This window comes from Streptomyces sp. HSW2009 (assembly GCF_040240285.1).
Classification (GTDB): domain Bacteria; phylum Actinomycetota; class Actinomycetes; order Streptomycetales; family Streptomycetaceae; genus Streptomyces.
In genome coordinates this window covers 1-2,157 of the sequence record NZ_JBEHZD010000864.1, presented here as the reverse complement: position 1 = coordinate 2,157, position 2,157 = coordinate 1, and the positions used below count along the sequence as shown (strand labels likewise).

Sequence of the window (2,157 nt, the reverse complement as noted above, 5' to 3'; positions counted from 1 at the left end):
GGGGGGGGGGGGGGGCGGGGGCCCCCCCCGCGGGGGGGGCGGCGGGGGGGGGGGGGCCGGGGGGCCGCGCCCCGCCGGAAGTTTCGATGGGGGCGTCCGCGCGACACGCGGGACCCACCGGCGTCGGTTACGCTCCAGCCGTGTTCGAACCTGCCGTCCCCTCCCCCGGCCGTGCCGCGCGGTGGGCCCGGGCGCTGCTGTCGCCGCGGGCCCGGCTCGGGCTGCTCGTCGTGCTGCTGGTCAGCGCGGGTGTGACGGTGGCGATCTGCGAACCGCAGCGCCTGCTGCGCGAGGGGTGGCCGTCCCAGTCGTCGGGCGCGGTGGCGGTCGTGCTGTTCGCCGCCGCGTACGGGGTGTGCACCTCGGCCCTGGTGCCGCGGCCGTTGCTCAACCTCGCGGCGGGGGCGCTGTTCGGCAGCCAGGCCGGCCTGTCGGCCGCTGTGGCCGGCACCGTGCTCGGCGCGGGCATCGCCTTCGGCCTCGGGCGCCTGCTCGGTCAGGACGCGCTCCGGCCGCTGCTGCGGGCCCGGTGGTTGGCGGCGGCCGATCGGCAGTTGAGCGACCACGGTTTCCGTTCGATGTTGGCGCTGCGGCTGTTCCCCGGGGTGCCGTTCGCCGCGGCCAACTACTGTGCGGCGGTCTCGCGGATGGGTTGGTGGCCGTTCCTGCTGGCGACGGGCCTCGGCAGCGTGCCCAACACGGCGGCGTACGTGGTGGCGGGCAGCCGCGCGTCCGCCCCCACCTCGCCGGTCTTCCTCGCCGCGCTGGCCTTCATCGCCGTGACGGGGATCGCCGCGACGGTGGTCGCCTGGCGCAAGCGCGGAGGGCTGCGCGCCGGCGGCGGCGCGGGCGCCCCCGCACCCGAAGCCGCACCCGAGGTCCCCGCGGCAGCGGGCGCAAAATCCGGTGCAGCGTCAGGTGCATGACAGGGTGTCGAGGCCCCGGATCGGAGGGCTCTTTCCGTGCCGCCCGTCACGGGCGCTACGCTGCCACCTGACTGGTGGATGATCGTGGTCGGGCCGTGGCCCCGGTGCCGCGCTGCCTGCCAGTGCCCCGTCAACTCACTCAGCGAAAGCCAGCATGAGTCCGGCCAGACCCAGCCCCGCATGACCGCGCGTCCCGCGCCGCACGCCTGCCCAGAAACCGCCTTTGACCCGCATCCCTGCTGGTCAGAACGTGATCAGCATTTGGATGGCATAGATATCGATGTCGTGGTTTGAATCCTTCATCCTCGGACTCGTCCAGGGCTTGACCGAGTTTCTGCCCATCTCCTCCAGTGCCCATCTGCGGCTGACGGCGGCCTTCGCCGGGTGGAACGACCCGGGCCCGGCCTTCACCGCGATCACCCAGATCGGCACCGAGGCCGCGGTGATCATCTACTTCCGCAAGGACATCGCCCGCATCGTGTCCGCCTGGGCCCGGTCGCTGACGAACAAGGAGATGCGGCGCAACCACGACGCCCAGATGGGCTGGCTGGTCATCGTCGGCTCGATCCCGATCGGCGTGCTCGGCCTGACGTTGCAGGACGCGATCGACGGCCCGTTCCGTGACCTGCGGCTGATCGCGACCACGCTGGTGGTGCTCGGCATCGGGCTGGCCGTCGCGGACCGTCGCGCGGCCCGCGACGAAGTCGGCGGCCGACACCGTGCGATCAAGCAACGCAAGGGCCTGGACCAACTGACCACCCGCGACGGCCTGCTCTTCGGCATCTGCCAGGCCATGGCGCTGGTCCCCGGCGTCTCCCGCTCAGGCGCGACCATCAGCGGTGGCCTCTTCCTCGGCTACACCCGCGAGGCGGCGGCCCGCTACTCCTTCCTGCTGGCCATCCCGGCGGTCCTGGCCTCCGGCGCGTTCGAGCTGAAGGACGCGGGCGAGGGCCACGTGTCCTGGGGCCCGACGGTCTTCGCCACGATCATCGCCTTCGTGGTGGGCTACGCGGTGATCGCCTGGTTCATGAAGTTCATCTCGACGAAGAGCTTCATGCCGTTCGTCTACTACCGCGTACTCCTCGGCCTGGTCATCTTCGCCCTGGTCGGCTTCGACGCGCTCAGCCCGCACGCGGGCGAGTCGGCCGACTAGCCCACCCGGCCCCCCGGGGGGGGGGCGCCGGGCCGGGCCCGGGGGGGGGGGGCGCCCCGGGGGGGGGGGGGGGGGGGG

The 2,157-nt window shown here is 73.5% G+C and carries 2 protein-coding genes; both read left to right on the top strand.

What is annotated here, in order from left to right; genetic code table 11:
• Positions 1-86: 86 nt before the first annotated feature.
• Positions 87-926, top strand: coding sequence for a TVP38/TMEM64 family protein (locus tag AAHZ94_RS33020; protein WP_349997392.1), 840 nt, complete (start codon positions 87-89; stop codon positions 924-926).
• Between the two features lie 280 nt (positions 927-1,206).
• Positions 1,207-2,079 (top strand): undecaprenyl-diphosphate phosphatase, encoded by an 873-nt coding sequence (locus AAHZ94_RS33015; protein WP_349997391.1) that lies wholly within the window; start codon positions 1,207-1,209, stop codon positions 2,077-2,079.
• Positions 2,080-2,157: the final 78 nt, after the last annotated feature.

Coding starts and splice junctions, on each gene's coding strand:
- AAHZ94_RS33015 (WP_349997391.1), top strand. CDS start 1,207: ATGTCGTGGTTTGAATCCTTCATCCTCGGACTCGTCCAGGGCTTGACC.
- AAHZ94_RS33020 (WP_349997392.1), top strand. CDS start 87: ATGGGGGCGTCCGCGCGACACGCGGGACCCACCGGCGTCGGTTACGCT.